The organism is Mesorhizobium sp. M0800, assembly GCF_040320095.1.
Taxonomy (GTDB): Bacteria; Pseudomonadota; Alphaproteobacteria; order Rhizobiales; family Rhizobiaceae; genus Mesorhizobium.
This window is the reverse complement of sequence record NZ_JAMYOZ010000031.1, coordinates 15,331-39,462: the sequence shown is the minus strand read 5'-3', so window position 1 is coordinate 39,462 and position 24,132 is coordinate 15,331. Positions and strand designations below refer to the sequence as shown.

Below are 24,132 nucleotides of genomic sequence, written 5' to 3'. Positions count from 1 at the left end.
CTGATTCTCTGCCCTGAAGCGTTTCCTGATTTGAGTCGTTTCGACGCGTTACTCGCGTTTCCGTCTGGGGGGCAACCTGCCGGGAGACTCGGACTCAATGTTGCGGAAACACGGGAGCGAAGTTGCTCGGGCGCATTTGAGTGCGCGCGATGCTTTTCGGGGCATGCACGATGGTGCAGGCCTGCTGTGAGAGGAAATGACGGGGAATGACAAGCAAGCACGTGGCCGTCCTTCTGGGGGGATTCTCGTCCGAGCGGCCCGTATCCCTGTCGTCGGGCAAAGCCTGCGCCGATACGCTGGAGGGGGAGGGCTACCAGGTCACCCGCGTCGACGTCTCGCGTGACATCGGCTCGGTGCTTGCCGAGCTCAAGCCTGACGTCGTTTTCAATGCGCTGCACGGCCCCTTCGGCGAGGACGGCACCATCCAGGGCATCCTCGAGTACCTCGCCATTCCGTACACCCATTCCGGCGTGCTTGCCTCGGCGCTTGCGATGAACAAGGAACAGGCCAAGAAGGTCGCGAAGGCGGCCGGCGTTCCGGTGGCGGAATCGAAGGTGGCCAATCGCTTCGCCATCCAGAACAAGCACCCGATGAAGCCGCCCTATGTAGTCAAGCCGGTCAACGAAGGATCGAGCTTCGGCGTCGTCATTGTGCATGAAGGCCAGTCGCATCCGCCGCAGATCATCGGCTCGTCCGAGTGGAGATATGGCGACGCGGTGATGGTCGAGCGTTATGTGCACGGGCGGGAATTGACGTGCGCGGTGATGGGCGATGTGGCGCTCGGTGTCTGCGAGATCATCCCGACCGGCCATTCCTTCTACGACTATGATTCAAAATACGTCGCGGGAGGATCAAAACACGAATGCCCGGCAAAACTTTCACCGAATATTTACCAAAAAATACAGACACTGACGCTCAAGGCTCACCAAGCTATCGGCTGTCGGGGCGTTTCCCGGTCGGACTTCCGTTATGACGATCGTCACTCCGAAAACGGCGAAATTGTCTGGCTCGAGGTCAACACCCAGCCGGGCATGACGCCGACGTCTTTGGTGCCGGAAATCGCCGCGCAAGCGGGACACTCGTTCGGCGATTTGTTGAGTTGGATGGTGGAGGACGCTTCGTGTCTGCGTTGAAGTGGGGACAGGGCAAGGGGAAGGGCGCGGCCGGGCCGGCGCTGTTCGGCATGCCGTTGTCGTTCGACCATTTCGTGCTGCCACGCCTGCTCCGCCGGCCGGTGCGCGTGCTGGCGCGCCTCGGCGAGGGCGACTTCGAAGCGCCGCCCTATTGCGCTGCCATGCTGTCGGCGGCACTGCTTGTTTCGAGCAGTGCCTATGGCGCCTATCTCGGCGGATATTCCGACGCCATCGTCCAGAGTGTTACCGCCCGCACCGGCTTTGCCGTCGACCAGGTCAAGGTCGTCGGCAACCGCGAAACGTCCGAGATCGATATTCTCGACAGGCTGGAACTCGACGGCTGGACCTCGCTGATCGGCTTCGATGCCGAAGCCGCGCGCGAACGCATCACCACGCTACCCTGGGTCGAAGCCGCGGCAGTGCGCAAGGTCTACCCGCATACGCTGGAAGTGCGCGTCGAGGAGCGCGAGCCGTTCGCGCTGTGGCAGCAAGGCAGCGCGCTTTCGGTCATCGAGAAATCCGGCACCGTCATTGCGCCGTTCTCCGGCGGCAAGCAGATATTGCTGCCGCTGATCATCGGCACCGGCGCACCGGCCAAAGCGCCGGATTTCCTAGCCAAGATCAAGAATTATCCGGAGCTCGCCGCGCGGATCAAGGGCTATATCCGCATCGGCGAACGGCGCTGGGATCTCAAGCTTGAAAACGGCATCACGATCAAGCTTCCCGAAGACGGTGAGGATCAGGCGATTGCCGACCTAGTCAGGATGGATCACGAGAACGGGCTTTTGACGCGCGACATCGCCGCCGTCGACATGCGCCTTTCCGATCGTCTGGTCGTCCAGTTGACGCCGGAAGCGGCGACACAGCGCCAAGCCGCGCTCGACGAAAAGCCCAAGATGCTGAAGCGCAAGCCGGAGACGAAGATATGAGCTGGCTTGGCGGCAATAGCGATGCCTCGTCGCGCCGGTCCGGCATCCTGACGGTGCTGGATGTCGGCTCCAGCAAGGTCTGCTGCGTGGTGGCCAAACTCAAGCCGCGCGACGATGGCAAGCTGCTGCGCGGACGCTCGCATCGCGTCCAGGTGATCGGCATCGGCCACCAGAAATCGCAAGGCGTGAAATCGGGCGTCGTCATCGATCTTGACCGTGCCGAGCACGCCATCCGTCTTGCCGTCGACGCCGCCGAACGCATGGCGGGACTGACGGTCGATTCGCTGATCGTCAACATGACTGCCGGCCGGCTGAAGAGCGAGGCTTTTTCGGCCACCATCAATCTCGGCGGCCATGAGGCCGACGAGGCCGACATCAAGCGCGTACTTGCCGCCGGCGCCAAGCAGGCGTTGCGGGCCGAGCGCGAGGTGATCCATTCGCTTCCCGTAGCCTTTTCGCTGGATGCCGAGCGCGGTGTGCGCGATCCGCGCGGCATGGTTGGCGACCAGCTTGGCGTCGACATGCACGTGCTGACAGGCGACGCAGCGCCCTTGCGCAATCTGGAGCTCTGCATCAACCGCTCGCATCTGTCGGTCGAACGCATGGTGGCGACGCCCTATGCCAGTGGGCTTGCTGCGCTGGTCGACGACGAGCTCGAAATGGGCGCGGCCTGCATCGACATGGGCGGCGGCACGACGACGATCTCGGTGTTTTCGGAAGGCAAGTTCGTCCATGGCGATGCCATCGCGATCGGCGGCAACCACGTCACGCTGGACATGGCCAAGGGCCTGTCGACCTCGCTCGATGCCGCCGAAAGGCTGAAAGTGATGCATGGCTCGGCGCTGCCTGGCAGTGCCGACGACCGCGACCTGGTTTCCATCCATCCGATCGGCGAGGACGGCGAGGTGCCGTTGCAGATCCCGCGCTCGGTGATGACGCGCATCATCCGCGCCCGCATCGACGAGACGCTGGAATTGCTGCGCGACCGGCTGAACAAGTCCGGCTACGGCAATGCCGTCGGCAAGCGTGTGGTGCTGACCGGCGGCGCCAGCCAGCTTGCCGGCCTGCCAGAAGCAGCACGCCGCATTCTCGGCCGCAATGTGCGCATCGGACGCCCGCTTGGCGTGGCAGGCCTGCCCGAGGCGGCCAAGGGGCCGGCCTTTTCGACGCCCGTCGGGCTTCTGATCTATCCACAGATGGCGAGCTTCGAGAGCCGGCCGGCGAAGGGAATTTCCGGTCTTCGGATGACCGGAACAGGCGGAAAACTGCATCGAATGAGTCAGTGGTTGAGAGACAGTTTTTAATCTTGACGGGGACAGCCCCATAGGCGGCCGCGGCGGCGAAGCGGCGGGAAAGGCAAAGGACGAAGACAATGACCATCAATCTGCAGAAGCCGGACATCACCGAGCTCAAGCCGCGCATCACCGTGTTCGGTGTCGGCGGCGGCGGCGGCAATGCCGTCAACAACATGATCACCGCCGGCTTGCGCGGCGTCGAGTTCGTGGTGGCCAACACCGACGCGCAGGCACTGACGATGTCGAAGGCCGAGCGGCTGATCCAGCTCGGCGCGCATGTCACCGAGGGTCTCGGCGCCGGATCGCAGCCTGAAGTCGGGCGCGCGGCGGCGGAGGAATGCATCGACGAGATCATCGATCATCTCTCCAACACGCATATGTGCTTCGTCACTGCCGGCATGGGCGGCGGCACCGGCACCGGGGCGGCTCCCGTCGTTGCCCGCGCTGCCCGCGAAAAGGGTATCCTCACCGTCGGCGTCGTCACCAAGCCGTTCCACTTCGAAGGCCAGCGCCGCATGAAGACGGCCGACATGGGTATCGAGGAACTGCAGAAATGCGTCGATACCCTGATCGTCATTCCCAACCAGAACCTGTTCCGGCTGGCCAATGACAAGACCACCTTCGCCGATGCCTTCGCCATGGCCGACCAGGTGCTCTATTCGGGCGTTGCCTGCATCACCGACCTGATGGTCAAGGAAGGCCTGATCAATCTCGACTTCGCCGACGTCCGCTCGGTCATGCGCGAAATGGGCAAGGCGATGATGGGGACTGGCGAGGCTTCGGGCGAGGGCCGTGCAATGGCCGCGGCGGAAGCCGCCATCGCCAACCCGCTGCTCGACGAGACCTCGATGAAGGGCGCCAAGGGTCTGCTGATCTCGATCACCGGCGGCCGCGACCTGACCCTGTTCGAAGTCGATGAGGCGGCAACCCGCATTCGCGAAGAGGTCGACCAGGACGCCAACATCATTCTGGGCGCCACCTTCGACGAGGAACTCGAAGGCGTTATCCGCGTGTCGGTGGTCGCCACCGGCATCGACAAATCGGCGGCCGAAATCGCTGCCGCGCCGATCGCCATCCGCGCGGCTCCGCCGAAGCCGGTCAGCCGCCCGGCGGCTCAGGTCACGGAAATGCGCCCGGCGCCTGTCCAGCAGCCGATCTATGAACCACGTGCTGCCGATCCGGTCGCCGAGGCCATTCAGCTCGCCGAGGCGAATGCGGCAGCGATGGCGCAGGCCCGCCCGGCACCGGTCGCGCATGCGGAAGACTTCCGTCCGCAGAGCAAGATCTTCCAGGCGCCTCCGGCTCAGCCGCAGCCGATGATGCAGCCAGTGGTTCAGCAAGCGATGCAACCGGCTCCGCATCGTGAAATGCCGCACCCGGTTGCCGCAGCGCCCCAGCGCATGCCGCGGGTCGAGGATTTCCCGCCGCAGGTGAAGGCCGAAGTGGAAGCCAAGATCCGCCCGGCCGACCACGAGAACAGCGGCCCGATGGGGTTGCTCAAGCGCCTGACCAACGGTCTGACCCGCCGCGAAGAGGAGCCTGCACGGCTGCAGCCGGCGCAGCCGCGCGAACCGAAACTGCGCCAGGCGCCGGCCGAAGTGCGCCGCCTAGCCAGCCAGGATCCGCAGCTTTACGCGCCGCGCCGCGGCCAGCTGGACGAGCAGGGCCGCCTGACGCCGCAGAGCCGGGCTGTCCAGGAAGACGATCAGTTGGAGATTCCCGCCTTTCTGCGCCGACAGGCCAATTGATCTGTTAACGGTTCGTAACAGTTGTTAACAGGCGAGCAGGAGACTGTTCGCCCGTTAACGTTAAAAACGATTTCAGAACAAGGACTTATGAGGCGTTCTCTCTCGGGACCGCAGTTACAAAGAGTAAGAAACCGTGATTTGGAGTCTCCCTGCGGGACCATTATCTTCGCCACCGACCAAAGTCGGTTTGCTGGGAGTCTCGGGGAAGTGGCCCTGCCTGCCGATCAATCAAGAGCCGCGCCCTCAGGGCAGATGAAGCGGACCTAGGCAGCATGGGCTATGGGGATTGTTTTGCACGACTATCAGACGACACTTAAATCGCGCGCGACGCTGACTGGCATCGGCGTTCACAGTGGCAATCCGGTCACCGTCCATTTCCTGCCGGCGGATGCCGATACGGGTGTGGTCTTCCAGCTTTCGAATGCAAGCGGAAGCCACGAATTTCGCGCGCTCGTCTCCGAGGTCGGCGCCACCGATCTCTGCACCATGCTTGGCGATCCGCAAGGCGAGCACATTGCCACGGTCGAGCATCTGATGGCGACGCTTTTCGGGCTTGGAATCGACAATCTCGTCATCGAAATCGACGGCCATGAGGTGCCTATCCTCGACGGCAGCGCAGTGATGTTCGTCGAGGCCATTGACCAGGCAGGCATCGAAACGCTGCCGGTCAAGCGTCGCTACATCAGGGTGGTCAAGCCGGTTCGCATCGAGAACGGCGCCTGCTGGGCGGAGTTCAGGCCCTATGACGGCACGCGCTTCGAGATCGAGATCGATTTCGAAAGCCCGGCGATCGGGCGCCAGCTTTTTGCATCCGACATGAACGCCGACATTTTCCGCCGCGACGTCGCGCGGGCCCGCACTTTCGGTTTCATGAAGGACGTCGAGCGGCTGTGGGCGGCCGGCTATGCGCTCGGCTCGTCTTTGGAAAACTCCCTGGTGATCGGCGACGACAACCGCGTGATCAACATGGGAGGCCTGCGCTATCCCAACGAGTTCGCGCGCCACAAGACGATGGATGCGATGGGCGACCTGGCGCTCGCCGGTGCCCGGTTCATCGGCTGCTTCCGCTCCTATCGTGGCGGCCACAGGCTGAACGCAGCTGCGCTGCGCCGTCTCTTGTCCGACCGTTCGGCTTTCGAGATCGTTGAGACGACGCGCCGCGAGCGCGGGCGTACCGCCGAGATGAGCGCCGTCAACGCACCCCTCTATGCGCCCTGGATGATCTGATTCTTAACGTTTTTGCGGTTCTTATCGCGATCAGCGGTGTTGCATGGATGCATCACTGGCCGGCCAAATCGCACAGCTTTCCAGGTGGCGCCAAACCGCCACAAAAATGTGCGATTGGCCGGGGATAGCGTTGCCGGGCAAGGCGGTTATGGTTTATGGCTGCTGCCGTCGACTGAAATGACGCCGAAAGGGCGGAATCCAATCATGTTTTTCAAGCGAGTTGGTCAATCGAAGGCGCCGCGGCGGGCTGTTTTCCTGGCGCTTTCGGTGGTCGTTCCATCGCTGTTTCTGTCGGCCTGCATGTCGTCCGAGAAGGACGTCGATCTATCGACCTATGTCGATCAGACCGAGCCGGCCGACGTGCTCTATAATCAGGGTCTCGCCAATCTGAATGCCGGGCGCCTGCAGGAAGCAAGCCGCAAATTCGATGCGGTCGACCGCCAGCATCCGTATTCGGAATTCGCCCGCAAATCGATGGTGATGGGCGCCTTTGCCGACTACCGTCAAGGCAATTACGACGAGGCGATCGGTTCGGCCAAGCGCTACCTGACCCTTTATCCGTCGACCGACGATGCAGCCTATGCCCAGTACATTATCGGGCTGAGCTACTACCGTCAGATCAAGGACGTCACCCAGGACCAGAAGGAAGCGCGTCTTACCGTGCAGACGATGCAGGACCTCGTGACGCGCTGGCCCACGTCCGAATATGCCGACGACGCCAAGGAGAAGATCCGCTTCGCCAACGATCAGCTCGCCGGCAAAGAGATGCAGATCGGCCGCTATTATCTCGAGCGCCGCGAATACATCGCGGCCGTCAAACGGTTCCGCAACGTGGTGGAGAACTATTCCAACACACGCCATGTCGAAGAGGCGCTGGCGCGTCTTACCGAGAGCTACTATGCGATGGGGTTGACGTCGGAAGCGCAGACCGCTGCGGCCGTGCTCGGCACCAACTATCCCGACAGCCAGTGGTACAAGGACTCCTACAAGCTCCTGCAGAGTGGTGGGCTCGAGCCGCGCGAGAATGCCGGATCGTGGATCTCCAAGGCCGGGAAGCTGATCACCGGCGCCTGAGCGGCGCGTCACCATGCTCTCCAGACTGTCGATCCGCGATATCGTTCTGATCGAGAAGCTGGACATCGACTTCTCGTCCGGCCTTTCGGTCCTTACCGGCGAAACCGGCGCCGGAAAATCTATCCTGCTCGACGCTTTGTCACTGGCGCTTGGCGCCCGCGGCGACGCTTCGCTGGTGCGGCATGGCGCGGCACAAGGCCAGATCATCGCCGTGTTCGACGTGCCGCGCAACCACGCGGCTCGCATGCTGCTTGCCGAGAATGCCATCGAGGACGACGGCGACATCATCCTGCGCCGCGTCCAGACGGCTGACGGCCGCACGCGCGTTTTCGTCAACGACCAGCCGTCCAGCGTGACGCTGATGCGCGACATCGGCCGTGCGCTGGTCGAGATCCACGGCCAGCATGACGAGCGCGCTTTGGTCGATCCCGGCGCCCATCGCGAGTTGCTCGACAGTTTCGGTGGCCATCTCGGCGCTGCTCGGGCAACCGGCGAGGCGTGGCGGCATTGGCGTACCTGCGAGCAGGAATTTTCACGGCACCGGGCCAAAGTCGAGGCAGCTTCCCGTGAGGCCGATTATCTGCGTGCAGCGGTCGCCGAATTGACCAGGCTCGATCCGCAACCTGGCGAAGAGACGGAGCTGGCCGAACTGCGCGCCGCGATGATGCGAGCGGAAAAGATCGCCTCGGAAATCCACGATGCTCAGGATGTGCTCTCGGGTCCGTCCTCGCCCTTGCCGCAACTGGCCAGCCTGCTCAGGCGGCTGCAGCGCAAGGTCACCGAAGCGCCCGGGCTGCTCGAGGATGTCGTCAAGTCGCTCGACGAGGCGATGCTGTCGCTCGACGCGGCGCAGTCGGGCGTCGAAGCAGCACTTCGCGCCACCGAATATGATCCGCAGCGGCTGGAGAAGGCTGAGGAGCGGCTGTTTTCGCTGCGTGCCGCCTCGCGCAAGCACAGCGTCGCCGTCGATGACCTGGCGCAATTGCGTGACACCATGGCTGCCGACCTTGCCGATCTCGACGCCGGCGAGGAGCGCCTGCACGCGCTGGAGAAACAGGCTGCGGCGGCGCGCCAGGCCTATGACATTACAGCGGCCCAGCTGTCGTCGCTTCGCCATGCGGCAGCTGTCGGGCTGAGCAAGGCGGTGATGGCCGAACTGCCGGCGCTGAAGCTCGAACGGGCCGAGTTCATCGTCGAGATCGCAAGCGATGCCGAGAGCCGCATGGAAGAAGGCATCGACCAGGTCGAGTTTTGGGTGCGGACTAATCCCGGCACCAGGCCCGGCCCGATGATGAAGGTCGCTTCCGGCGGCGAGCTTTCGCGTTTCCTGCTGGCGCTCAAGGTCGCGCTGGCTGATCGCGGGTCGGCGCCGACTTTGGTCTTCGACGAAATTGACACCGGCGTCGGCGGCGCGGTTGCCGACGCCATCGGCCAGCGGCTGGCGCGGCTGGCAAAACGCGTGCAGGTGCTGTCGGTCACGCATGCACCGCAAGTGGCGGCGCGCGCGGCGACGCATTTCCTGATCTCCAAATCGGGCGGGGCCGACCGGGTCTCGACCGGCATCGCCGAGATGGACCGGGCGGCGCGGCAGGAAGAGATCGCACGCATGCTCGCCGGCGCCACCATCACCGACGAGGCGCGTGCGGCGGCCGAGCGGCTGCTGCGGGAGAACACCGCGGCAGCCTAGACAAGTTCGTTTCCGGCGCTCGCGACCTGAGTCAGGGTATGGCTCCATCCTGCTGTTCAGGCATGATTTTCCGTGTCTGGTCTCTCCCTCACGAGAGAATCCTGTTCTATTGTGTCGCGCCACCGTGAAGGGAGCCGTGCATGGACGAAAAACCAGTCGATTCGCTCAGCGAAAGCGAGGCGGCAAGCGAGTTGAAGCGGTTGGCGCAGGAGATAGCCGAGCACGACCGGCGCTACCACGGCGAGGACGCGCCGATAATCACGGATGCGGAATATGACGCGCTGACGCGGCGCAACCTCGCCATCGAGCAGCGGTTCCCGCATCTTGTGCGCGAGGATTCGCCCTCACGCAGGGTCGGCGCGCCGCCGGCGGAAGGTTTTGCCAAGGTGCGCCACGCGGTGCCGATGCTCAGCCTTGCCAAGGCCTATACCGACCAGGACGTCGCGGACTTCATAGAACGGGGCCGGCGATTCTTTGACCGCGACAAGGATCTGAACATCGCCTTCACGGCGGAGCCGAAGATCGACGGGCTATCGGCTTCCCTGCGATATGAAGGCGGTGTGTTCGTGCAGGGAGCAACGCGCGGCGACGGCGTCGTCGGCGAGGATATCACCGCCAATCTCAAGACCATCGCCGATATTCCCAAGACCTTGAAGGGATCGGACTGGCCCGAGGTCATCGAAATACGCGGTGAGGTCTATATGACCTACGCGGAATTCGAGGCGCTGAAGCAGCGTTCGGCGGCGATAGGTGGCCAGGATTACGTCAATCCGCGTAACACGGCGGCTGGATCGCTGCGCCAGAAGGACCCGTCCGTTACCGCCAGCCGCAACCTCAAATTCTTTGCCTACGCCTGGGGCTATACTTCAAAGGATCCAGCTCCGACCCAATACGATTCCGTGCAAAAATTCGCGGAGTGGGGGTTCAAGGTCAGTCCGCTGATGGTCCGGGCAAAGTCGGTCGAGGAACTGATCGCGCATTATCACCTTATCGAGGCCCAACGCTCATCGCTCGGCTACGACATCGACGGCGTCGTCTACAAGGTCGATCAATTGGAGTTGCAGCGCAGATGGGGCTTCGTCACCGGCGAACCACGCTGGGCCATCGCACACAAATTTCCGGCCGAACAGGCGATGACGACCGTGCTCAGGATCGACATTCAGGTCGGCCGTACCGGTACGCTGGCGCCCGTTGCCCGGCTTGCGCCCGTCACGGTCGGCGGCGTCGTGGTCGAAAATGTCACGCTTCACAACGAAGATTACATCAAGGGTCTGGACAGCAACGGCCAGCCGATCCGCGACGGCAACGACATACGTATCGGCGACACGGTGGTCATCCAGCGGGCGGGGGACGTCATTCCGCAGATCGTCAGCGTCGTCGTCGACAAGCGTCCGCCAGATGCCGTGCCCTACGAATTCCCGCACAAATGTCCGATCTGCGGCTCGCCGGCAACGCGCGAGATCAACGAGAAGACCGGCAAGGAAGATTCCCGCCGACGTTGCACCGGCGAACTGATCTGCCCTGCGCAGGCCGTGGAAGGATTACGCCACTTTGTGTCGCGCGGCGCCATGGATATCGAAGGCCTGGGCGCTGAAAACATAGACCTGTTCTTCAATGCCGGGTTGGTCAAGACTGCCGCCGATATCTTCACCCTCCGGGACCGCCGTCCCGCCGTCACCAAGGCGCTGGCGGAGCGACGGGAGGAGCAGGCCAGGCAGCGCGAGGCCGCATCGGGCAAAACGCGCAAGAATGTACGGAGCGTCGAGGAACGCAACTATGACGGCCTCGACAAGCTCTTCGCTGCCATCGACGCCCGCCGCGAACCCGAACTCGATCGCTTCATCTTTGCGCTGGGCATCCGCCATATCGGCGAAACGACGGCCGCTGTGCTCGCCCGAACCTTCTCGACGATCGAGGAGTTGATCCGCATTGGCAAGGAGACAGCAGCGGCAGCCGATCCACACACCGTTTTTCCTTCGATCAACGGCATCGGCGATACGGTGATAGGCGCGCTTCGCGATTTCTTCGGCAATGAACGCAACGACGCCGTACTTGAAGCGCTGCTCACACAGGTCCACCCGAAGCCGTACATTGTGAACGTCTCAGCCGATAGTGCGGTCGCCGGCAAGACAATCGTGTTTACAGGCACGCTGGAAAAGATGACGCGCCCGGAGGCCAAGGCGATGGCCGAACGTCTCGGCGCGAAGGTCGCCGGCTCGGTTTCCGCGAAGACCGATCTTCTGGTGGCAGGGCCAGGCGCCGGTTCCAAGCTGAAGGATGCGACCAAATTCGGCATCGAGGTGATCGACGAGGACACCTGGCTGCAGCGGATTGGCAAGGGCGGGTGATGGCGGCTGCGTTCAACGGTTTTGGGCAAAAGGCCATTCCCTTCCTCAAGGCGCTGGATTTTCATCAGAGCCGGGAGTGGTTTTTGGAAAACCGCGACCTTTTCGAACGCGACCTGCGCGATCCCTTCGGCGATCTGGTCGAGACGCTCTCCGAGCGCTTCACGGCCGCGGGGGTCGGCCTGCGCGGCGACCGCAAGAAGTCGCTGTTCCGAATTAACCGCGATGTGCGTTTCGCCAAGGACAAACGGCCTTATAACCGGCATTTGTCGGCGATCCTTTCGCCCGACGGCACCAAGATGGAACAGGGCGTGTTTTACGTCCATATCGGGCTCGAGCGCTGCTTTGCCGCCATTGCCTGGTGGCAGCCCGGACCGGAGCTATTGCTGGCGCTGCGCAACGCGATCGAGAAGCGGCCCGCTGAATTCCGCAGCCTCGTTGCGGCGCTGAAGAAGAACGGCCTCGAGTTCGACCCGGACGGCTGCATGAAGCGCACGCCGCGCGGCTTCGAGCATATCGCCGAGCCCGATCTCGCCGCCGCGATCCGCAACCGGCATTTTGCCGTCCGGCACGCAATCGAGCCGGCGGATATCTACGGAGCTGGATTGGTCGACGAACTCGTCGATTTCGTCATGCGGGCAAAACCGCTGCTCGACTGGGGCAGGGCAATCGAAGGCAAGGTTGCGGAAACGTGATTCCCTCAGGGCAACTGATCTACTTGCAGCGTCCGCGTCTGCCTTGACAGCCAGGTGCTACTCTGCTCTCTTATAAGAGAGAATGTGTCTTATGAGGTGATGCCTATGACCACGCTCCCGATTGATCTGCATTTGCATAAGGCGATTGAAGCCCATCGGCTGAATATGTCCGAAACCCAACTGGACATTGTGAAGCGTGTCTTTGGGATTGGCAGCAATGGAAACGTGAGCCAAATGGTTCAGATGGAGCTTGAGTCAGGTCGCGTTCGACATGGGCGGAGGGGAGGGGAGTATGAGTTTGTCGTGAATGGCGAGCGAATGGTCCGCCATAGTCTGAAGGAGGTTTTGAAGGCGGTCATTTTGGCGATGGAAAAGACAAAGAAGGGCGCAATTGAGAGAATATCAACGTACCGGACTCCACGTGGACGCAGGGTCGTTGCAAAGAAAAACGTTGAGATATATCCGGGTAACCCCGAATTAGTTGAAAAAAGTGCTGAGAGATTAAATGGGGATTGGTGGTTCGATACAAACATTTCTAGGAATCAACTGAAAAGATATATTCAAAAAGTTTTAGAGTGGTCCGGATTTGAGGCGTCGTTTGTGGAGCTCAGGTTTTAGTTGGACATCATCGAAATTTGCTGATCGTTTGCCTCAAGCGAATTGGTGTGACAAGCCGCGCCGCCCTCCCTACATAGGCGCTTCCCGAGGAGCGGTCGATGTCGGCGGAAGCAATCTCCGAAAACGGAGCGAAAAGCGATTTCTGGGACGGCGTGCGGCTCAGCATACCCGTCGTGGTGGCGTCGGCGCCGTTTGCGTTGCTGTTCGGGGCGCTCGCAGTCGACAACGGGTTTTCCGTACTCGAAGCGTTCCTGATGAGCGCAACGGTGTTCGGCGGCGCCAGCCAGATGGTGGGCATCGAGCTGTTCGGCCAGCATGTCGCGCCGTGGCTGATCGTGCTGTCGATCTTCGCGGTGAATTTTCGCCATGTGCTCTATTCGGCTGGCATCGGCCGACGCATCGCGCATTGGCCGCTGATCCAGCAGGCGATAGGCTACTTCGTGCTTACCGATCCGCAGTTCGCGGTGGCCGAGCGCAAGGCTGAGGCCGGCGAAACCGTCGGGTTCACCTGGTATGTGGGGCTTGGGCTGCCGGTCTATGTGTTCTGGATCATCGAAAGCGCGCTCGGCGCGATGTTCGGCAAGCTTATTCCCGACACCCATGCATTGGGCATCGATTTCCTGCTGCCGATCTATTTTCTCGGCCTGGTCATGAGCTTCCGCAAGCGGCCGCTGTGGCTGCCGGTGGTCGTCGCCAGCGCTGCCGCCTCCATCATTGCCTACAAAACGGTCGGCTCGCCCTGGCATGTCTCCATAGGTGCGCTGGCCGGCGTGCTGCTCGCCGTCATCCTGCCGCCCCGCCACAGCGGCGTGGAAGCACGGCCATGAGCACGACCTTGTGGATCATCATCGCCGCTTCGATCGCGACCTATCTGACCCGCATCGGCGGTCATCTGGTGATCTCGCGTTTCGATCAAATCCACCCGCGCGTCGAAGCCGGGCTCAGCGCCGTGCCGGCGGCGGTGCTGACCACGCTGGTGGCGCCGGCGGCGCTCAGCGCCGGGCCGGCGGAATGGGCAGCCTTGATCATTGCCGGCTTGGTCTCACTGCGCGGCGGCCTGATGGCGATGTTCCTGGCGGGTGCTGCCGTGCTGATTCTAGCCAGGCAGTTCGTCGGGTGATCGACTTTTGCCTTGGCGGCGAGAGCACACATGCGCTTTACCGCAGCGACTATTGCCGCGCCGACCCGCGACAGGCTCAGCCGGATCGCCTCCGCTCTCTCCTGGTGGGCGCCACGCACGGCGTCGCTATAGAGCGCTTCGCGCTGCTTCGGCGTCAATGCGCTTAGATCGATCGGCTGGATGCCGAAGGGCTCACGCGACATTTCCATCTCCCCTGGTTTGCCGTGTTGATCGGCAGCTACACCGGCGATTTACGGGAAAGGCATAATCAGTCAAAATGAATAATTAAGATCGTTATGTTCTCCAGGAGAGATGTATGGATTTGGCCGATCTGCGCATCTTCCGCACGGTGGTGCGCGAGGGCGGAATCACCAGGGCGGCGGAAAAACTGTTTCGCGTGCAGTCGAACGTGACCACACGCATCCGGCAGCTCGAGGAGGATCTCGGCGTGCAGCTGTTTATCCGGGAGGGCAAGCGCCTGCACGTATCGCCGGCCGGTCACAAATTGGTCGGCTATGCGGATCGGCTGCTGGCGCTTGCGGAGGAGGCGCGAACGGCGATGCTCGATCCACGCCCGCGCGGCACGCTTCGCCTAGGTGCCATGGAGAGCACGGCCGCGGCACGGCTTCCTAGTCTGCTCGCCGATTATCACGCACGTTATCCCGAAGTGGAAATCCAGTTGCGCACCGGCAATCCGCAGGTTCTCGCGACCGCCATGCTTGCCGGCGAACTCGATGCAGCCTTCGCCGCCGAGCCGATCGCCGACGTTCCGTTCGAAAAGCTGCCCGCATTCCACGAGCAGCTGGTCATTGTCTCGGCGGCATCGCGCGTTTCGATCGAAGGCCACCTGGACATGCCCAAAACCATGATAGCCTTCGAGCACGGCTGTCCGCACCGCAAGCGGCTGGAACTATGGTATGCGCGCAGAGGGTTCATGGCCGAGAAAACCATCGAGCTTGGTTCATACCATGCCATCCTTGGTTGCGTGGTGGCTGGCATGGGCATAGCGCTGATGCCGAAAAGCGTGCTTTCGGGTTTCCCGGAAAGCCGCTGGCTAAAGCTGCACGAACTGCCCTCTGACGAAGACAACGCCGTCACGGTGTTGTTCTGGCGCAAGGGAGCCGGTTCTCCCAACGTCACCGCTTTGCAGGGACTGCTTGCGGAGCAAAGCCTGTCAACCGGCGTTGCCGCCGCGGCTATTGCTTGAAGTCGTGCGGCAGCGGCGCGGTTGCCTTTTCCAGCCAGGCCAGCGTTTCGCCGTCGAGCATCGGTCCGATCTCGGCCAGTACGCGCGCATGGTATTCGTCAAGCCAATGCAACTCGTCGCGGGTTAAAAGGTCCGATCGGACCAGCCGCTTGTCGATCGGCGCCAGCGTCAGTGTCTCGAAGCCGTGCATGGCGATGTCGCCGCCCTCGATTGCCTCGCCCGGTGTCACCAGAATCAAGTTCTCGATGCGGATGCCGTAGGAACCTTCCTTGTAATAGCCGGGCTCGTTGGAGACGATCATGCCGGCCAGCAGCTTTTCGGTACCGGTCTTGGCGATACGCTGCGGGCCCTCATGCACGGCAAGATAGGAGCCGACACCGTGCCCGGTGCCATGGGCGAAATCGCAGCCGTGTCTCCATAGCGCCAGGCGCGCCACTGCATCGATTTCGGAGCCGCGCGTGCCCTGGGGGAAGCGCAGCATGGAGATGCCGATCATGCCTTTCAGCACCAGCGTGAAGCGCTCGCGCATCTCCTCGGTTGGCGCGCCAATCGGAACCGTGCGGGTAATGTCGGTGGTGCCGTCCTGGTACTGCCCGCCGGAATCGAGCAGGAACAGCTCGCCATCCCCCAGCTTGCGATTGGTGGCGCGGGAGACGCGGTAGTGCATGATGGCGCCGTTAGGACCAGCGCCGGAGATGGTATCGAACGATACGTCGCGCAGCGGCATCTGCGTTTCTTCGCCGGTCTGACGGCGCGTCTCCTCAAGCCTGGTGACAACGGCGATTTCGTCGAGCGTGCCGGGCTTCTGGCGGTCGAGCCAGCACAGCAGCTTGGCGACCGCGGCGCCGTCGCGGCGATGTGCGGCGCGTGCGCCGGCGATCTCAGCTTTGTTCTTTGTTGCGCGTGGAATGCGGGCCGGATCGGCCGTGGCAATGACGGTGCCGCCATTATCCTCGACCAGCATTCTGAGCTTGTCCGCCGCGAGAACCGGGTCCAGCGCGATTTTTGCGCCGCCCTTGGCCCGAGTGACGATTGCCGATTCGAATTCACCTGGTTCGTGCAATTCGGCGAGCTGCGTCAGGTAGGCCGCGACGGTGCGCGAAAACTTGCGCTGGTCCATGAAAAGCAGATGCGAGCCGTCGGCGGCGAGCACGGCAAAGCCGAGCGCCAGCGGTGTGTGCGGTACGTCGCCGCCACGAATGTCGAAGGCCCAGGCAATGGAGGAGGGGTCGGTCAGTACGGCATGGGTGGCGCCGTCCTTCTCGGTGGCCGCCGCCAGCCGCACCAGCTTGTCCTTGGCCAGTTCGCCGGCAAAGCCGATCGGGTGGATCTCGACCGGCCCCAGTGGCGGCCCGGGCTGGTCCTGCCAGATGGCGTCGATTGGATTCTCTTCGAGCGGCACCAGTATCGCACCTGATTTCTCGGCCGAGGCCTTCAGCGCCTTGACGTCACTGATCGTATGGAGCCACGGATCGAAACCAAGTCGCACGCCCTTGCCGAGATTGTCCTTTATCCAGTTGGCCGGCGGGTTGTCGACAAGGCTCTCGATCGAAAAGATGTCGAGATCGACCTCCTGGCGCACCTGCAGCGTGTAGCGCCCGTCGACAAACATGACGGCGCGCTCGCCAAGCACAATGGCGACTCCGGCCGAGCCGCTGAAGCCGGTCAGCCATTTCAGCCGTGCCGAGCGATCGGCGACATATTCGCCCTGGTGCTCGTCGGCACGGGGCACAATGAAGCCATCCAGCCCGTTCGCCGCCAACCATTGGCGCAGCATTGCTACGCGCGGCTTGCCAACGGCCGGATCGCCGGCGGAATCGAAGGTCTGGAACATGTCGGCTCTCCTCGAATGCTGGCGCGACCGTAGCGCATGACCTCGAAAATCGGAATCGATTTTCGGAACGATCATTCCCGGTTGCTGCGTGTCTCTTTGCGCATGGAGGCCATGCAGAATCGGCGATTTCAAAAAGCGTCAGCAAGGCTTACCTTCTTCACGTGGAGGAAAGAGTCCTATTGCCCTGCAAAGGAGGCCGTCATGTCCACGATTTCACCTAGACGCGGATTTTTCAGAAACGCTGTGAAAGCGCTGATCGAAGCTCGCCAGCGCGAGGCGAGCCGGTATGTGAGCGGCGTTCTGCTTGGCTTTGACGACGAAACGCTGAAAGCTCACGGCTACGATCGCGAACAGCTGAAGAAAGCGGCGAACTCGCGCTAGGTCCGAGCTGATTCCGGCTTGCGTTGAAGGCGCTGCGCCTCAGCGCTTGAGGTGAATCGTCACCCAGCCCCCGCGGTGCAAGGTGCGGACGTGCCGGAATTTCTGGCCGACATAGGCCGCGATTACCGCATCGCGCTGGCGCTCGAGGATGCCCGACAAAACGATCGAGCCACCGAGCGCGATATGTCCGGCCATTTGCGGCGCCAGACGCATCAGCGGCCGCGCCAATATGTTGGCGACGATCAGGTCGAAGGGCGCACGCGCGGCAAAGATCGGATGATGAAAACCGGGCGCCGCCACCGTTTCAATGAGCCCCTTGACCTGGTTCAGCCGCGCATTGGCGGCGGCCACCTTGACGGCGACCGGGTCGATGTCGGTCGCCAGCACCGGTATATGCGCGAGCCTGGCCGCTGCGATGGCGAGCACCGCGCTGCCGGTGCCAAGGTCGAGCGCGTTGCGCGGATGCTCGCGCTGTATGACCTGCTCCAGCATTTCGAGGCAGCCGGCGGTGGTGCCGTGATGGCCGGTACCGAAGGCAAGGCCGGCCTCGATCTCGATGGCGAGCTCGCCGCTGTGGCGCTTCCTGCGGTCATGCGCGCCATGGACGAAGAAGCGCCCGGCCCGCACCGGCTTCAATCCCTCCAGCGAGCGCGCCACCCAGTCGATGTCGGGCAGCGCTTCGCGCGCTATCGGTTTCGACAGCGACAGTCCGGCAAGGATGTCCCTAAGCCGCGCCTCGACCGCATCGACGTCGTCGTCGGCATAGAGCGATACTTCGTGGATGTCGCGGTCCTCGTCGACCTCGAGCACCGCAATCGGCAGGCCCTCATCGTCGAATGCCGCACCGAGCGCCGCAAAGATGCGGTCAGCCTCGATCTTGCCCGCGGTGAAATACAAACGCGTCTGCGTCATTACCGGATGTGTCAACCTTCCGCCGCCAGCCGTTTGAGCTTGGCGATGGCAGCATCCGGGCTTTCGCCATAGGCAATGGTGCCGGCGAAATCGCCCTTGACGTTGAGCAGCAGCACCGAAGCAGTGTGGTCCATCGTGTAGTCGCCGTCGTTCGTGTCGACTTTCTTCCAGTAGATGCCGAAGGACTTGGCCATGGCGTGGACCTTGTCGGGATCGCCTGATATGCCGAGGATGCGATCGGAGAAATTGCTGACATAGGTGTTCATGATTTCGGGCGTATCGCGCTCCGGGTCGACCGTAACGAAATAGGCGCGCAAGTTCTTGCCGTCGTCGCCCATCGTCTTCAGCCAACCGGCCAACTCGAAAAGCGTGGTCGGGCAGACTTCCGGACAGTGCGTGAAGCCGAAGAAGACGACGCTGGGGTGGCCGCGAAAGGCAGCTTCGGTGACCGGCGCGCCCTTCTGGTCGACCAGCGTGAAAGGTGCTCCGAACGGCTCGCCGCCATAGTGTCCGCGGTACCAGTCGAAGGTGAGCCAGCCGATTCCGGCGGCCATCAGGACGAGAATACCGACCAGAATTGAACGCATCATCAGTGAAGTCCGTCGTTATTTCCATCGGGCGCCGGGTTGGCGCCGTGAAGGCCCTGGCTTGGCGAACACTCTTAGCGGTTCGGTCGCGCCGACGCAAAGATGTCGCGTTGCCGCAACCGGCAATCCTGTGGGAGGCGATCTGCTTGCAAAGCGCTGCCGTTCGTCCCACCTGAGGTCGGCAAAATTCGAACCGCAGGAGGCCTCTTTGCGAAAACTGATTGGCGGCGCGTTGGCCGCATGCCTTGTCATTGGCGCCGGCGCGGCCGCCGCCGAGGAAGTCGGCAAGGTCGGCGTCGATTGGCTCGGCAACGATATCATCGTCGAGGCGATCAAGGATCCGAAGGTCGAGGGCGTGACCTGCCACGTCTCCTATTTCGACCGTGGCGTGATCGACCGCCTGCAGAAAGGCAACTGGTTCGAGGACCCGTCCGATTCTTCGATCTCCTGCCGCCAGACCGGGCCGATCACCATTGGCGACATCGACATGAGCGAGGCCGGCGAGGAGGTGTTCAAGCAAGGCATCAGCCTGATCTGGAAGAAGCAGGTGGTGAACCGCATCTACGACAAGGCCAACGAGACCCTGATCTACCTGTCGCATTCACGCCAGGTGCAGGACGGCTCGGCAAAAATGTCGGTCACCACCGTGCCGCTCTACGGCCAGAACGTGGTGTGGACCAGCGGCAAGCCGAAATAGAGACTTAAGGTGCTACAGGGTCCTTGGCGCGTCCAAACGGATGCGCGGCGCTGCACTCGGCTTGCGAGACTATGCGCGCGGGCGTAAAGCGCGCGCATGGACCGTCCCGAACACCTTGTCCTGAAAGATCCCGAGCCGCGCATCCATCCGACGGCGGAGCTGAAGGCGTGCAAGCTTGGACGCTATGCGTCGATCGGCGAGCGCGTCATCTTACGTGAAGTCATGGTTGGCGACTTCTCCTACTTCGAGCGCCACGCCGAGGCGATCTATACGACGATCGGCAAATTCTGCTCGATCGCCGCCAACAGCCGCATCAATGCGCTGGAGCATCCGGTCGAGCGGCTGACGCAGCACAAAATCAGCTACCGGCCCAACGAGTACTTCCGCTGGCTGGGTGTCGATCAGGCATTCCGCGACCGGCGGCGGGCGAGAGCCGTCAGCATCGGCCATGATGTCTGGATCGGCCATGGCGCCGTGATCATGCCTGGCATAGTGATCGGCAACGGCGCGATCGTCGGTGCCAATGCGGTGGTGACGCGAGACCTGCCGGCCTATGCAATCGTCGCCGGCGTTCCGGCCAGGCCAGTGCGGCAGCGCTTCAGCGCGGAAACTACGGCCCGGATCGAACGGCTTGCCTGGTGGGACTGGCCGCTCGAGAAACTGGCCAGGGCAGTCCCCGACATGCAGGCCTTGCCCATCGAGGCTTTCCTCGACCGCTGGGAAAACGACGCCGCCTGAGTTCGGGCTATCTGCAAGCGGTCCGACGGCCTGCGCGATCTGCTCCTCCAACAATGTACCCGCGACCTTCCGCCACGAGGGAACCAGGAGCGGCTGCCAACTGTTTCTGCAGACACATGAACTCGGCTTCCGTCCGGGTTCGTCGCCCGGCTGTTGAGGGAGTTTGAATGATTGAGAAGCTTTTCACCAGGATCGCCAACAACGTCGCCCATTTTGCCGGCCTGCCGCCGACGTTTGCCGTCTGTTTCCTGATCATCGTCGTCTGGGCGGCAAGCGGGCCTATGTTCGGCTTTTCGGACACCTGGCAGCTCGTCATCAACACCGGCACGACGGTCGTCACCTTCCTGATGGTGTTTCTCATCCAGAACACCCAGAACCGCGATGGCGCCGCGATCCAGGCGAAGCTCGACGAATTGATCCGGGTCAGCACAGCCCAGAACACCTTCATCGGTATCGAACACCTGACTGAGACCGAGGTCGAAGAGATCCGCAAGAAATGCGAACAGGCAGCGAAGCGGCATGATCAGAAGCTTGCCGAGTTGGCAGCCGAGAAAGCCATGGCGAAGAAGCGGAACACGAAGAAGCACGCGGCAGCGTGATATAAAGGTCCGGCGCATACCTGCGAAGATCGGATCCGATTCTTTGCTACGGTGATCTTCGGTTCGGGATCATGCGCTGCGTGTCATGAATGCCGCGAAAGCTTCCTTGTACCCCGGGTGCCAGCGCGACAGGGCAGGGCGGTTCTCGATGATGTCGCCAATCGCCCAGGCCATGCGCTTTTCGTCCATGGACCGGGTCGCCTCGTTATCGGGACACAGGATGTAGAAATCGCCACGCAGTAGCGAGGCCAGCATGAAGTCGATGACCTGCTCGCCGGTCCAGGCGCCGGCCGGCTTTTCGGTCGCACCTTCGGTCAGGCCGGTAAAAGTGAACCCGGGGATAAGCAGATGCGCCGCGACACTGGCGCCCGGCTCGTTGCGCAGCGCGTGCGCCAGGCCTTCGGTATAGGTCTTCACGCCCGCCTTGGAAACGTTGTAGGCGAGGTTGCCGGGCGGCGTGGTGATGCCTTGCTTGGAGCCGGTGTTGACGATCAGGCCCGGCTTTCCCGCCGCCAGCATGCGCGGCGCAAAGGCCTCGACGCCATGGACGACGCCCCAGAAATTGATATCCAGCAGCCGTTTCCAGGCGTCGCGGTTCTCCCACGGCTTGCCGGGATTGTTGCCGACGCCGGCATTGTTCATCAGCAGCGATACGTCGCCGAAGGCGCCGAATGTGCTTTCGGCCAGCCGGTCGAGTTCGTCGGCCTTCGAGACATCGGTGGCGACGGCAAGTACGGCGCTGTCGCCGGCGATGGCGGCGACGGCGTGTCGGGCCTCATCGAGGCGTGCGCCGCCAATATCGACCAACACGATCTTCATGCCCATCGCCGCCAGCCGTTTGGCGGCGGCAAGGCCGATGCCGCTGGCCGCGCCGGTGATGACGGCGACATTGCCGGAGGCAAGTGCGGGCAGGGCGGTCTGGATCTCGGCGTCGGTGGTCATGATTTTCTCCTGTTCTGGCCGCGGCGAACTTAGCGCGGAAAGAGGCTCGCGCAAGCCGGTGCGGCATCTTCGGGTTGACCGCGTCGGCGGGCGCTGCGCATGCTGATATCGAAAAAGGAGACTGACGATTGACCGACTGGATCGAGATCCTGAAAGAACAGACCGCAACCGGCGACCAGATGAGCCGCGAAGTGCCGCAAATGCTTGCCAATCCCGACATCAGCGAAGCGCAAGTGAAAACGCTGTTTTCGGCGCTCGAAAAACAGGCCGAATTCGTCGAAAAGCTGCGCATGGCGCTGGAAAAATTCGGCCATGATTTTTCAGTGATCAAAGCGGCCGAACGGCTGGAGGAGCGCTACGCCGACCTTGCCGCTTCGGTAGCGGAAAAGCTGAAAGAAATGCGGGGCTAGACGGGGCCTATTTCTCGATCAGCCGCTCGAAGCGCCTGTCCGGCACGAACCAGATCATCGCCACCAGGACATAGATCGAGACACCGATCCAGTGATTGACGAAGGTCAGCGCGATGGCGGAAAGATAGAGGACCAGCGAGATCTTTCCCTTGAGGTCATTGCCCAACGCCCTGGCGAAGAGAGTCTCGTTGCCGTGCAGTCGATGCAGGGCCATGGTGAGGATGTTGAAGCCGATGGCGCAGAGCGCCAGGTCGACGCCATAGACGGCAACCGGCACCGGCGCGAAATGGTTCTCACCCATGAAGGCTGTCGTCGCCGGCATCAGCGATAGCCAGAACAGCAGGTTGAGGTTCGCCCACAGCACGCGGCCGTCGACCCGCTGCACGGTATGGAACATGTTGTGCAAATTGTTCCAGTAGATGCCGACATTGATGAAGGACAACACATAGCTGAGGAATATCGGCCAGAGTGGTGCCAGCGCGGAAAAATCCTCGCCATGCGGCACCTTCAATTCCAGCACCATGATGGTGATGATGATGGCGACCACACCATCGGTGAATGCTTCGACTCGTCCCTTGCCCATGAATCTCCCCTGACAATCCGCTGAAGTTAAAAGAGGATCTCGCTCAGCGCCATCGGCAAAGATGCCAAACTTTGTCAGGAGCAAGCCGGGGAGGGGGAACGGCTGACGCGAAAAAGGCGTTAGGATGTCAGATCCCGAACAGCAAAAGGTCGAAAAAATGACAGCTCACGCTCAAGTCATGACGCGCGATCACGAACTCGGCGGCCGCGCTGCAGCGGCCGCCGTGGCCGCCATGATTGCGGCTCTTTTCGCCGGCAGCACGGCGCTGACGCCACTTTACATCATCTACAAGCAGGTCTTCGGCTTCTCGCAGATCACTTTGACGGTGGTCTACGCCGTCTATGTCATCGGCAATCTGGCAGCGCTTCTGATGTTAGGGCGTGTGTCCGATGTCATCGGGCGCCGTCCAATGGCATTGGCCGGGATGGCGGTGGCCGTCGTGAGCGCGGTGGTTTTCCTGTTCGCCGAAAATGTCGCCTGGCTCGACATCGCCCGAATTCTGAGCGGACTGGGAATCGGCGTCGGCGCGGCCACCGGCACCGCCTGGCTCGCCGAATTGCTCCCGACCGACGACAAGTCACAGGCGGCGACGATTGCCACCAGCACCAATTTTCTCGGCCTCGGCCTCGGTGCGCTGGGGGCCGGGTTGCTCGCCGAATACGCGCCTTGGCCGCTCAGGCTGACATTCGTCGTCTACCTGGCGATGCTCGCCACTGTAACCCTGCTGGTCTGGCGCACGCGGGAAACCGTTTCGCGGCCGGGGAGACTGGCTGACGTTTCGATGCGGCCGCGGCTTTCCGTGCCCGATGACATCCGCGCAAGTTTCGTTGCGCCGGCGGTGACCGGCTTTGGCGCAATGGCGCTGGTCGGCTTTTATGCAGCACTCGCACCGAGCATTTTGGCGCAGCAGCTGCAGGTGACCAACCATGCCGAAGCCGGCGCTCTGTTCTTTGAATTGGCAATCGTGACGGCCGCCACCATTGTAGTGACGGCACGTCTTTCGAGCCGAGCCGCGATGTTCGCGGCGCTTGCGCTGATGATCCCAACCGTCGCGCTGATTGTTGCGGCGCAGGTCTTCGCCTCGATGGCCATAATGATTGCCGGGACCGCCTTGTGCGGCGTGGCGGCAGCGCTCGGCTATCGCGGCGGCTTGCAAGTGGTGAACGAGATCGCGCCGGCGGACCGGCGCGCCGAAGTGGTCTCGGCCTTCTTCATCTGCTGTTTTTGCGGCAACGCGCTGCCGGTCATCGGCATCGGCGTTCTGTCGACGGTGGCAGGTGCGACCGTGGCAAGCCTGGCCTTTGCCGGCATGATTGTCATCTTTTCCCTGGTCGCCCTCGGGTTTGGCGCGAAATACGCGCGCTGAGCCGA

24 protein-coding genes are annotated in these 24,132 nt (G+C 62.4%); 19 read left to right on the top strand and 5 right to left on the bottom strand.

All coding sequences use genetic code 11. The features are described from left to right. The first annotated feature begins 206 nt into the window (after positions 1 to 206). From NKI18_RS27170 to NKI18_RS27110, 13 genes are all read left to right on the top strand, one after another. Positions 207 to 1,133 carry a D-alanine--D-alanine ligase gene (locus NKI18_RS27170; RefSeq protein ID WP_352619502.1) on the top strand — a complete coding sequence of 309 codons (927 nt, stop codon included), beginning with the start codon at positions 207 to 209 and terminating at the stop codon, positions 1,131 to 1,133. Next, positions 1,121 to 2,062: a cell division protein FtsQ/DivIB gene (locus NKI18_RS27165; RefSeq protein ID WP_352456163.1), complete on the top strand. Its 942-nt coding sequence runs from the start codon at positions 1,121 to 1,123 to the stop codon at positions 2,060 to 2,062. The genes NKI18_RS27170 and NKI18_RS27165 overlap by 13 nt, the downstream gene beginning before the upstream one ends. Continuing rightward, entirely contained in the window at positions 2,059 to 3,366 is a 1,308-nt protein-coding gene (gene ftsA, locus NKI18_RS27160; protein WP_023676759.1) for a cell division protein FtsA, read from the top strand. Before NKI18_RS27165 ends, ftsA begins: the two co-directional genes overlap by 4 nt. Before the next feature lie 68 nt (positions 3,367 to 3,434). Further along, the gene (ftsZ, locus tag NKI18_RS27155) at positions 3,435 to 5,105 is read left to right on the top strand and encodes a cell division protein FtsZ (RefSeq protein ID WP_352619503.1); all 1,671 of its coding nucleotides are present in this window, start codon (positions 3,435 to 3,437) and stop codon (positions 5,103 to 5,105) included. A gap of 279 nt (positions 5,106 to 5,384) precedes the next feature. Beyond that, positions 5,385 to 6,332 carry a UDP-3-O-acyl-N-acetylglucosamine deacetylase gene (gene lpxC, locus NKI18_RS27150; protein ID WP_254818982.1) on the top strand — a complete coding sequence of 316 codons (948 nt, stop codon included), beginning with the start codon at positions 5,385 to 5,387 and terminating at the stop codon, positions 6,330 to 6,332. Between the two features lie 204 nt (positions 6,333 to 6,536). Beyond that, positions 6,537 to 7,406 carry an outer membrane protein assembly factor BamD gene (locus NKI18_RS27145; RefSeq protein ID WP_352456160.1) on the top strand — a complete coding sequence of 290 codons (870 nt, stop codon included), beginning with the start codon at positions 6,537 to 6,539 and terminating at the stop codon, positions 7,404 to 7,406. Between the two features lie 13 nt (positions 7,407 to 7,419). Further along, positions 7,420 to 9,093, top strand: a complete 1,674-nt coding sequence (gene recN, locus NKI18_RS27140) for a DNA repair protein RecN (protein WP_352619504.1) — start codon at positions 7,420 to 7,422, stop codon at positions 9,091 to 9,093. 140 nt (positions 9,094 to 9,233) lie between these two features. Beyond that, the gene (gene ligA, locus NKI18_RS27135) at positions 9,234 to 11,441 is read left to right on the top strand and encodes an NAD-dependent DNA ligase LigA (RefSeq protein WP_352619505.1); all 2,208 of its coding nucleotides are present in this window, start codon (positions 9,234 to 9,236) and stop codon (positions 11,439 to 11,441) included. Further along, entirely contained in the window at positions 11,441 to 12,133 is a 693-nt protein-coding gene (locus NKI18_RS27130) for a DUF2461 domain-containing protein (protein WP_352619506.1), read from the top strand. Before ligA ends, NKI18_RS27130 begins: the two co-directional genes overlap by 1 nt. Positions 12,134 to 12,238: 105 nt before the next feature. Beyond that, positions 12,239 to 12,751: a hypothetical protein gene (locus tag NKI18_RS27125; RefSeq protein WP_352619507.1), complete on the top strand. Its 513-nt coding sequence runs from the start codon at positions 12,239 to 12,241 to the stop codon at positions 12,749 to 12,751. A 98-nt stretch (positions 12,752 to 12,849) separates the two neighbouring features. Continuing rightward, positions 12,850 to 13,578 carry an AzlC family ABC transporter permease gene (locus NKI18_RS27120; RefSeq protein WP_352619508.1) on the top strand — a complete coding sequence of 243 codons (729 nt, stop codon included), beginning with the start codon at positions 12,850 to 12,852 and terminating at the stop codon, positions 13,576 to 13,578. Further along, positions 13,575 to 13,871: an AzlD family protein gene (locus NKI18_RS27115; protein ID WP_352619509.1), complete on the top strand. Its 297-nt coding sequence runs from the start codon at positions 13,575 to 13,577 to the stop codon at positions 13,869 to 13,871. Before NKI18_RS27120 ends, NKI18_RS27115 begins: the two co-directional genes overlap by 4 nt. Positions 13,872 to 14,187: 316 nt before the next feature. Continuing rightward, a complete protein-coding gene (locus tag NKI18_RS27110; protein ID WP_352619510.1) occupies positions 14,188 to 15,078 on the top strand; it encodes a LysR family transcriptional regulator in 891 nt (296 codons plus the stop codon). Here NKI18_RS27110 and NKI18_RS27105 read toward each other — a convergent pair. Then, the gene (locus tag NKI18_RS27105) at positions 15,068 to 16,912 is read right to left on the bottom strand and encodes an aminopeptidase P family protein (protein WP_353021195.1); all 1,845 of its coding nucleotides are present in this window, start codon (positions 16,910 to 16,912) and stop codon (positions 15,068 to 15,070) included. The two genes, NKI18_RS27110 and NKI18_RS27105, sit on opposite strands and share 11 nt — an antisense overlap. A gap of 36 nt (positions 16,913 to 16,948) precedes the next feature. Between NKI18_RS27105 and NKI18_RS27100 the strand changes: the two genes are divergently transcribed. Further along, positions 16,949 to 17,293 (top strand): hypothetical protein, encoded by a 345-nt coding sequence (locus tag NKI18_RS27100; RefSeq protein WP_352619512.1) that lies wholly within the window; start codon positions 16,949 to 16,951, stop codon positions 17,291 to 17,293. A gap of 39 nt (positions 17,294 to 17,332) precedes the next feature. Here the strand turns inward: NKI18_RS27100 and NKI18_RS27095 are convergent, their stop codons facing one another. Next, positions 17,333 to 18,205, bottom strand: coding sequence for a 50S ribosomal protein L11 methyltransferase (locus tag NKI18_RS27095; RefSeq protein ID WP_352570474.1), 873 nt, complete (start codon positions 18,203 to 18,205; stop codon positions 17,333 to 17,335). Between the two features lie 11 nt (positions 18,206 to 18,216). Then, positions 18,217 to 18,795 (bottom strand): SCO family protein, encoded by a 579-nt coding sequence (locus tag NKI18_RS27090; RefSeq protein WP_352619513.1) that lies wholly within the window; start codon positions 18,793 to 18,795, stop codon positions 18,217 to 18,219. A 205-nt stretch (positions 18,796 to 19,000) separates the two neighbouring features. Between NKI18_RS27090 and NKI18_RS27085 the strand changes: the two genes are divergently transcribed. The 3 genes from NKI18_RS27085 (at position 19,001) to NKI18_RS27075 (ending at position 20,826) form a co-directional block, all read left to right on the top strand. Beyond that, a complete protein-coding gene (locus NKI18_RS27085) occupies positions 19,001 to 19,489 on the top strand; it encodes a CreA family protein (protein WP_023676745.1) in 489 nt (162 codons plus the stop codon). A 96-nt stretch (positions 19,490 to 19,585) separates the two neighbouring features. After that, complete coding sequence (locus tag NKI18_RS27080) at positions 19,586 to 20,227, top strand: DapH/DapD/GlmU-related protein (protein ID WP_352619514.1); 642 nt, start codon at positions 19,586 to 19,588, stop codon at positions 20,225 to 20,227. Positions 20,228 to 20,394: 167 nt separating this feature from the next. Continuing rightward, a complete protein-coding gene (locus tag NKI18_RS27075) occupies positions 20,395 to 20,826 on the top strand; it encodes a low affinity iron permease family protein (RefSeq protein ID WP_031211766.1) in 432 nt (143 codons plus the stop codon). Positions 20,827 to 20,895: 69 nt separating this feature from the next. Here the strand turns inward: NKI18_RS27075 and NKI18_RS27070 are convergent, their stop codons facing one another. Next, positions 20,896 to 21,768, bottom strand: a complete 873-nt coding sequence (locus NKI18_RS27070; protein ID WP_352619515.1) for an SDR family NAD(P)-dependent oxidoreductase — start codon at positions 21,766 to 21,768, stop codon at positions 20,896 to 20,898. 128 nt (positions 21,769 to 21,896) lie between these two features. On the opposite strand from NKI18_RS27070, the gene NKI18_RS27065 reads away from it, so the two are divergent. After that, entirely contained in the window at positions 21,897 to 22,178 is a 282-nt protein-coding gene (locus tag NKI18_RS27065) for a hypothetical protein (protein WP_023721174.1), read from the top strand. Between the two features lie 7 nt (positions 22,179 to 22,185). Here NKI18_RS27065 and NKI18_RS27060 read toward each other — a convergent pair whose 3' ends face one another. Then, positions 22,186 to 22,761 (bottom strand): TMEM175 family protein, encoded by a 576-nt coding sequence (locus NKI18_RS27060; RefSeq protein WP_023676740.1) that lies wholly within the window; start codon positions 22,759 to 22,761, stop codon positions 22,186 to 22,188. A gap of 157 nt (positions 22,762 to 22,918) precedes the next feature. Between NKI18_RS27060 and NKI18_RS27055 the strand changes: the two genes are divergently transcribed. After that, positions 22,919 to 24,127, top strand: coding sequence for an MFS transporter (locus tag NKI18_RS27055; protein WP_352619516.1), 1,209 nt, complete (start codon positions 22,919 to 22,921; stop codon positions 24,125 to 24,127). Positions 24,128 to 24,132: the final 5 nt, after the last annotated feature.

What these genes read in the sequence shown, in the direction of transcription:
- NKI18_RS27170 (WP_352619502.1), top strand. Translation starts at nt 207, where the DNA reads ATGACAAGCAAGCACGTGGCCGTCCTTCTGGGGGGATTCTCGTCCGAG.
- ftsA (WP_023676759.1), top strand. Translation starts at nt 2,059, where the DNA reads ATGAGCTGGCTTGGCGGCAATAGCGATGCCTCGTCGCGCCGGTCCGGC.
- ftsZ (WP_352619503.1), top strand. Translation starts at nt 3,435, where the DNA reads ATGACCATCAATCTGCAGAAGCCGGACATCACCGAGCTCAAGCCGCGC.
- lpxC (WP_254818982.1), top strand. Translation starts at nt 5,385, where the DNA reads ATGGGGATTGTTTTGCACGACTATCAGACGACACTTAAATCGCGCGCG.
- NKI18_RS27145 (WP_352456160.1), top strand. Translation starts at nt 6,537, where the DNA reads ATGTTTTTCAAGCGAGTTGGTCAATCGAAGGCGCCGCGGCGGGCTGTT.
- recN (WP_352619504.1), top strand. Translation starts at nt 7,420, where the DNA reads ATGCTCTCCAGACTGTCGATCCGCGATATCGTTCTGATCGAGAAGCTG.
- ligA (WP_352619505.1), top strand. Translation starts at nt 9,234, where the DNA reads ATGGACGAAAAACCAGTCGATTCGCTCAGCGAAAGCGAGGCGGCAAGC.
- NKI18_RS27130 (WP_352619506.1), top strand. Translation starts at nt 11,441, where the DNA reads ATGGCGGCTGCGTTCAACGGTTTTGGGCAAAAGGCCATTCCCTTCCTC.
- NKI18_RS27125 (WP_352619507.1), top strand. Translation starts at nt 12,239, where the DNA reads ATGACCACGCTCCCGATTGATCTGCATTTGCATAAGGCGATTGAAGCC.
- NKI18_RS27120 (WP_352619508.1), top strand. Translation starts at nt 12,850, where the DNA reads ATGTCGGCGGAAGCAATCTCCGAAAACGGAGCGAAAAGCGATTTCTGG.
- NKI18_RS27115 (WP_352619509.1), top strand. Translation starts at nt 13,575, where the DNA reads ATGAGCACGACCTTGTGGATCATCATCGCCGCTTCGATCGCGACCTAT.
- NKI18_RS27110 (WP_352619510.1), top strand. Translation starts at nt 14,188, where the DNA reads ATGGATTTGGCCGATCTGCGCATCTTCCGCACGGTGGTGCGCGAGGGC.
- NKI18_RS27105 (WP_353021195.1), bottom strand. Translation starts at nt 16,912, where the DNA reads ATGTTCCAGACCTTCGATTCCGCCGGCGATCCGGCCGTTGGCAAGCCG.
- NKI18_RS27100 (WP_352619512.1), top strand. Translation starts at nt 16,949, where the DNA reads ATGACCTCGAAAATCGGAATCGATTTTCGGAACGATCATTCCCGGTTG.
- NKI18_RS27095 (WP_352570474.1), bottom strand. Translation starts at nt 18,205, where the DNA reads ATGACGCAGACGCGTTTGTATTTCACCGCGGGCAAGATCGAGGCTGAC.
- NKI18_RS27090 (WP_352619513.1), bottom strand. Translation starts at nt 18,795, where the DNA reads ATGATGCGTTCAATTCTGGTCGGTATTCTCGTCCTGATGGCCGCCGGA.
- NKI18_RS27080 (WP_352619514.1), top strand. Translation starts at nt 19,586, where the DNA reads ATGGACCGTCCCGAACACCTTGTCCTGAAAGATCCCGAGCCGCGCATC.
- NKI18_RS27075 (WP_031211766.1), top strand. Translation starts at nt 20,395, where the DNA reads ATGATTGAGAAGCTTTTCACCAGGATCGCCAACAACGTCGCCCATTTT.
- NKI18_RS27070 (WP_352619515.1), bottom strand. Translation starts at nt 21,768, where the DNA reads ATGACCACCGACGCCGAGATCCAGACCGCCCTGCCCGCACTTGCCTCC.
- NKI18_RS27060 (WP_023676740.1), bottom strand. Translation starts at nt 22,761, where the DNA reads ATGGGCAAGGGACGAGTCGAAGCATTCACCGATGGTGTGGTCGCCATC.
- NKI18_RS27055 (WP_352619516.1), top strand. Translation starts at nt 22,919, where the DNA reads ATGACAGCTCACGCTCAAGTCATGACGCGCGATCACGAACTCGGCGGC.